Source organism: Kitasatospora sp. MBT63 (assembly GCF_000710465.2).
Classification (GTDB): Bacteria; Actinomycetota; Actinomycetes; order Streptomycetales; family Streptomycetaceae; genus Kitasatospora.
Window position 1 is genome coordinate 1 of record NZ_JAIZ01000232.1, and the last position, 5458, is coordinate 5458.

At 76.4% G+C, this 5458-nt stretch carries 4 protein-coding genes; 1 reads left to right on the forward strand and 3 read right to left on the reverse strand.

The features are described from left to right. Nucleotides 1-90: 90 nt before the first annotated feature. The 3 genes from AA75_RS15245 to AA75_RS15255 form a co-directional block, all read right to left on the reverse strand. Complete coding sequence (locus tag AA75_RS15245; RefSeq protein ID WP_051812456.1) at nt 91-1314, reverse strand: cation:proton antiporter; 1224 nt, start codon at nt 1312-1314, stop codon at nt 91-93. Nucleotides 1315-1531: 217 nt separating this feature from the next. Beyond that, nucleotides 1532-2860, reverse strand: coding sequence for an FAD-dependent oxidoreductase (locus AA75_RS15250; RefSeq protein WP_082526529.1), 1329 nt, complete (start codon nt 2858-2860; stop codon nt 1532-1534). Between the two features lie 460 nt (nt 2861-3320). Further along, nucleotides 3321-4226, reverse strand: coding sequence for a TIGR01777 family oxidoreductase (locus AA75_RS15255; protein WP_033820554.1), 906 nt, complete (start codon nt 4224-4226; stop codon nt 3321-3323). Nucleotides 4227-4458: 232 nt separating this feature from the next. Here AA75_RS15255 and AA75_RS15260 point away from each other — a divergent pair, with 232 nt between their 5' ends. Next, nucleotides 4459-5433 carry a DUF2510 domain-containing protein gene (locus AA75_RS15260; protein WP_033820555.1) on the forward strand — a complete coding sequence of 325 codons (975 nt, stop codon included), beginning with the start codon at nt 4459-4461 and terminating at the stop codon, nt 5431-5433. Nucleotides 5434-5458 lie beyond the last annotated feature (25 nt).

Sequence of the window (5458 nt, forward strand, 5' to 3'; positions counted from 1 at the left end):
CGACCGGCCGGCGCAGCCGCCCCGCCCCGGTCCGCCCCGGACGCCGTGGCCGGGGGCGCCGCTCCCGCGGTGGCTGCGCCCGCCCCGGGGTCACCAGCTCTCGGCCTGCCCCCGGGGGCCGTCGGCCGGTGGCTCGGGCGGGGCCGACCGGCCGAGCACCCGCTGGGCGAGCAGCGGCAGCAGCAGCACGGAGAGCAGTCCCGCGCCGACCAGCGCGGCGGCGGTGGAGGACTGCAGGTGGCCGTCGTCCACCTCGATGGTGGTGATCACCACGACCAGGGGGAGGGCCGTGGCGGCGTACAGCCCGAGCGCGGCCCGGTCGCGGTGCGGCAGATCGGGGGCGAGCAGGGCGGCCGGCAGCCCGCGCACCACCACGAAGCACAGCAGGAAGACCGGGACCAGCAGCAGGGTGCCCGGCCGGTGGAGCAGTGACTCCAGGTCGAAGGTCATTCCGCTGACCACGAAGAACACCGGGACCAGGAACCCGAAGCCGATCGCCTCCAGTTTGGCGTCCACCGCCTCCCGCTCGGCCTCGGCGGCGCCCGCCATCAGCAGCCGGGAGACGATCCCGGCCGTGAAGGCACCGAGCAGCATGTCGAGGTCGAGCCGGACCGCGGCCGCGACCATGGTGCCGAGCACCAGGATCAGCGTGCGCACGGCGAACTGCCCGGAGGTGCGCAGGGTGCGCCGCATCACCCGGCCGACCCAGGCCGGCCTCGGCCGGCGGGCGAGGCCGACGGCGGTGACGGCGACGATCGCGAACGCGCCCAGGATCACGGCGGACCGGGTCGGGCTGTTCCCGCTGAGCAGGACCGCGACGCCGATGATCGGTCCGAACTCGCCGACCGCACCGGTGGCCATCGTCATCGAGCCGAACGGCGTCGGCAGCGCCCCGGAGTCGCGCAGGACCGGCAGGATGGTCCCCAGCGCCGTGGTGGTGAACACCAGCCCGGTGAAGGCGCCGTTCAGCGGATCGCTGTTGAGCAGGGCGCCGAAGACCAGCGCCACGGTGAGCGAGAGCAGCCAGGCGGCGCCGGCCCGGCGCAGCGGGCCGCCGCGCAGCCGGGCGAAGTCGATCTCGTACCCGGCCAGGAACATCAGCATCGCCAGGCCGAAGTCGGAGAGCGCACCGAGGAAGTCGCCCACGCTCGCCCAGCCCAGCACGTCGGGGCCGATCAGGATCCCCAGGACGATCTCGAACACCACGGTCGGCACCGCCAGCCGTCGGCGCAGCCGGTCGGCGAGGAGGGGCGCGGCGACGGCACAGGCCGGGACCAGGATCAGGGCCTGGATCTGGATGTCGGCCGCGCTCACGGCTCGCCGCCGCCGGTGCGAAATGTCCGACTACTACTCATATCGGCATACTGGCACGCGGCGCCGGGGACACCGGGCATGCCCCGCCCGGCCGGTCCGGCGGGACGTCCCGGCACCCCGGTACGAGAACGTCCCACCGGCCGGCGACGGTCGGGCCGGCCCGCCCGGATCCCGGCCCGGCCCGCGCGTCCCCCCGCCGTGACGGCCGCGACGGCCGCTACGCCGCCACGTCCGCCACCCGCTCCGCCGTCGGCACCCCCAGGTCGCTGAGTACTGCCTGGGCGGCCCGCCGGCCGGAGACCAGCGCGCCCTGGACGGTGCTGGTGTCGCGGTGGTCGCCGCAGGTGTACAGGCCGGCCAGCAGCCGCACCGGGCGGCGGACGTTGTGCGGCGGCGGCATGGCCGGCACCGCGTCCGGCAGGTGCCGCACGCTCAGGAACTCCCAGTCGCCCGTCCCGGTGCCGTACAGCTCCGCCAGCCTGCGCCGGACGGCCGGCTCCTCCCCGGCGGGCCCGCCCGGGTCGAAGCTCTGCCGCCCGAGCACGGTGGTGGCGATCAGCGCCCGCCCGCCGGGGGCGTACGAGCGGTCCAGCTCGCTGAGGACCAGGGAGTGCGAGACCCCGCCGCGGCCGGTACCGCGGTCGGCGTCGAGCAGCAGCAGCGCCTCGTCCATCGGCGAGCGGTCCGCCACGTGGTAGTACGTGGTGACCGGGTGGAAACCGGGCAGCCGCAGACCGGGGAGCAGTGCGGCCGCCGACCGCGCGTCGGTGGCCACCACCACCGCGCGGGTGGCGATCCGCCCGTGGGCCGCGGTCTGCACGCCGTCCGCGGCGACAGCGGTGACCTTGACCCCCAGCCGGACCGTGCCGGCCGGCAGGTGCTCGGCCAGCTGCGCCGGTACCGCGCTCGCCCCGGCGGCGGGCAGGCACAGCCGCCCCTTGGCGTAGCTGCGCAGCACCAGATCGGCGACCCGGCTGCTGGTGGTGAGTGCGGGGTCGGCGAGCAGGACGCCGAGCAGCGGGCGCAGGAAGCCGTCCACGGTCCGGGGCGACAGACCGCGGTCGGCCAGGGCGCGGGCGGCGGTGGTCTCGGGACGCGCCAGCAGCCGGGCGGCCGGCGTCGCGGCCAGCCGGGCGAGGGTGGCGGCGAGCCGGGCCTTGTCCAGCGGGCTGCCGAGCGGGCCGCGGGAGGCGGCCTGCCGGGCGGTGGTCTGCTGCGGGCCGCCGATCCGGTGGCGGCGGCCGCCGCTGTGCACCAGCAGGCCGGGGGCGAGCGGGCGCAGCGCGAGCCGTTCCAGGTCGAAGCGGCGGGCCAGCTCCGGGAAGTCGGTGTTGAGCAGCAGGCCGCCGTGGTCCAGCCGGAAGCCGTCCAGTTCGCGGGCGGCCATCCGCCCGCCGAGCTGCTCGGCGGCCTCCAGGACCTGGACGGTGATGCCGCGGGCGGTCAGCGCGCGGGCGGCCGCCAGGCCGGCGAGCCCGGCGCCGACCACGATGACGTCGGGGTCCGACGGCTGACGGATGCGGCGGGTGAAGTCGTATGCGGGCACGGATGTGTTCCTCCCTGACGGTGGCCTCCGCGGCCGGGCGTCCGGACCGGTGAACTCCGGCCGAGCGGGCAGCGACGTGCCGGGAACCGGTCCGTTCTCGTGATGCCCCGTCAATGTCCTGATCAGACAGAAGGATCAGGTGAAATGAGGAGGCACGGGAGGGGCGTGGCGGCACCTGACGGGGGCACGGTCACGGAGTGTGCGCGATCCGGGGACGGTTTGCGCGCCCGCGGGCGCGCACGGTCACCACGGGCGCGCGGCGCGCCTCCGGTATGCCTCCGTGCGCCCCCCGATGTCCGATCCGCGAACCGGCACGGCGGCACCGGCACCACCAACAGCGCCTCGCCTGCCGCCCTTCGCCCGGCGCACCGCCGACCCCACCCGCCCCTCACCCCGCACCTCGCGGCGCCACCCCGAGGTGCCACCCCGAGGCGCCACCGCACCGCGCCACCTCGTGGCGCTACAGCGCGGCGCACACCACCGACTCCGGGTCCCGGTGCCGGAACTCGAACCCGGCCTCCAGCAGCCGCCGCGGCACCACCCGGTGGCTGCCCGCGACCTCCACCGCCATCTCGCCGAGCACCGCGTCCAGCGCGAACCGCGGCACCGTGAACGCGGTCGGCCGGCCGAGGACCCGGCCGATCGCCTCGGTCAGCCGCCGGTTGGTGACCGGCTCGGGCCCGGTCAGGTTGACCGGGCCGCTCAGCTCGGGGGTGTCGATCAGGAAGCGCAGGGCCGCGACCTCGTCGTCCAGCGAGATGACGCTCCAGTACTGGTCGCCGGAGCCGAGCCGTCCGCCCAGCCCGAGCTTGAACAGCGGCAGCAGCCGGGCCCCGGCGCCGCCCCCGCCCGCCAGCACCAGACCGGTACGGGGGTGCACCACCCGGATGCCGGCGGCTTCGGCGGGGCGGGCCGCGGCCTCCCAGTCCACGCAGACGGAGGCCAGGAAGTCCCCGCCGGCCGGGTCGCGCTCGTCGATCACCCGGTCGCCGGTCTGCCCGTAGTAGCCGACGGCCGAGCCGCTCACCAGCACCCTCGGCGGTTCCTTCAGCGCGGCCAGGGCCCCGGCGATGGTCTCGGTGCCCAGCACCCGGCTGTCCCGGATCTCCCGCTTGTACGACTCGCTCCAGCGCCGGTCGCCGACGCCGGCCCCGGCCAGGTGCACCACGGCCTCGACGCCCTCGAGGCCGGCCGGGTCCACCTGCATCAGGTGCGGGTTCCAGCCCACCCCGACGGTGCCGTCCGGCTGCGGCCCGGTCCGGCTCCTGCGCCGTACCAGCCGCACGACCCGGTGGCCGTCCGCCAGCAGCGAGCGGACCAGTGCCGAACCGATCAGTCCCGTGGAGCCTGTCACCGCGATGCGCATGGTTCCATCCTGTCAGGCCCGGACCGCCCGGACGGCGGGGGCGCGCTGCCCCGCGCGCCGGTCCGCCCGTCTCGGTGCGGTCGTCGGCTGCCGCCGGAAGGCTCCTCCGTGAACGATGTGCTGACGGCCCGTCGGAGCCTCCCCGGACCCGCCATGACGGCGTCCCGGAGGTGCCAAGTCGTGACCGGGCCTCCCCTGCCGCGGGCCCGTCCGGGGCCGGTAGCGTTACGAGGTGACCAATTCGATCCCTCCCGGCTGGTACCCCGTCCCGGGGACGTCGCAGGAGCGCTGGTGGGACGGCAACGCCTGGGCCGCCGACGTCCGCCAGGCCGGAGCGCCCACGGCCGGGCAGCTCGCCGACGCGCCGACCCAGGCCTGGGGGAGCCCGTCCTTCACCCCGCCCGCGGACGGCCAGGGCGTCCCGTCCGGCCAGGCCGCGTACGGCTACCCGCCGCAGGGCCCGCTCGGCGGCGGGTACGGCTACCCGGGCCCGCCGCCGAACCCCAACCGTAACGGCCTGGTGATCGGCATCAGCATCGCGGTCGTCGTGGTGCTCGTGGCCGCCGCCGCCATCGGGTACGCGTTCACCCAGGGCGACGGCCCGGGCCCGCCGCCGCCGACCCCCACCTCGTCGACCTCCGGTCCGGCCACCAGGTCGCCGTCCCCGTCGCGCAGCCCGAGCGAGCGCCCGAGCCCGTCCCCGAGCACCGGGTCCTCCACCACCGTCACCGACACCGTGCACGCGCTGCGGATCACCGTGCCGTACGGCTGGACCACGAGGGACGCCACCGCGACCGCCTCGATGCACGCGACCAGCGGACCCTACGACTGCGGGCTGTCCAGCCAGTGCGTGCGCGGCCAGTTCTCGATCGAGGCCGAGGCGGTGGAGGGCACCGGTGCCCAGTCGGCCGCGGAGACCGCGATGGCGAACTACGCCCCCGCGATCTTCGGCAAGCTGCTGGGCCACCGCGAGCTCGCCTCCGGCCCGATCGTGGTCGCCGGGGTGAACAGCTACGCGGTGCGCTGGTACGTCACCCCCGAGCAGGGCGCGCAGGGCTACGTGCTGCTGATCGCGGCGCCGGCCGAGGGCGGCGGTTTCGTCCTCCTGCACGGCGGCGTGGACGACGACCCGCTGGCGCCGAAGCCCGCGGTGCTGGAACAGATCGTCGCCGGCATCCGGTCCACCGACTCCGGCAGCGGCGCCTGAGCGGCCCGGCGCCGGGACGCGGCGG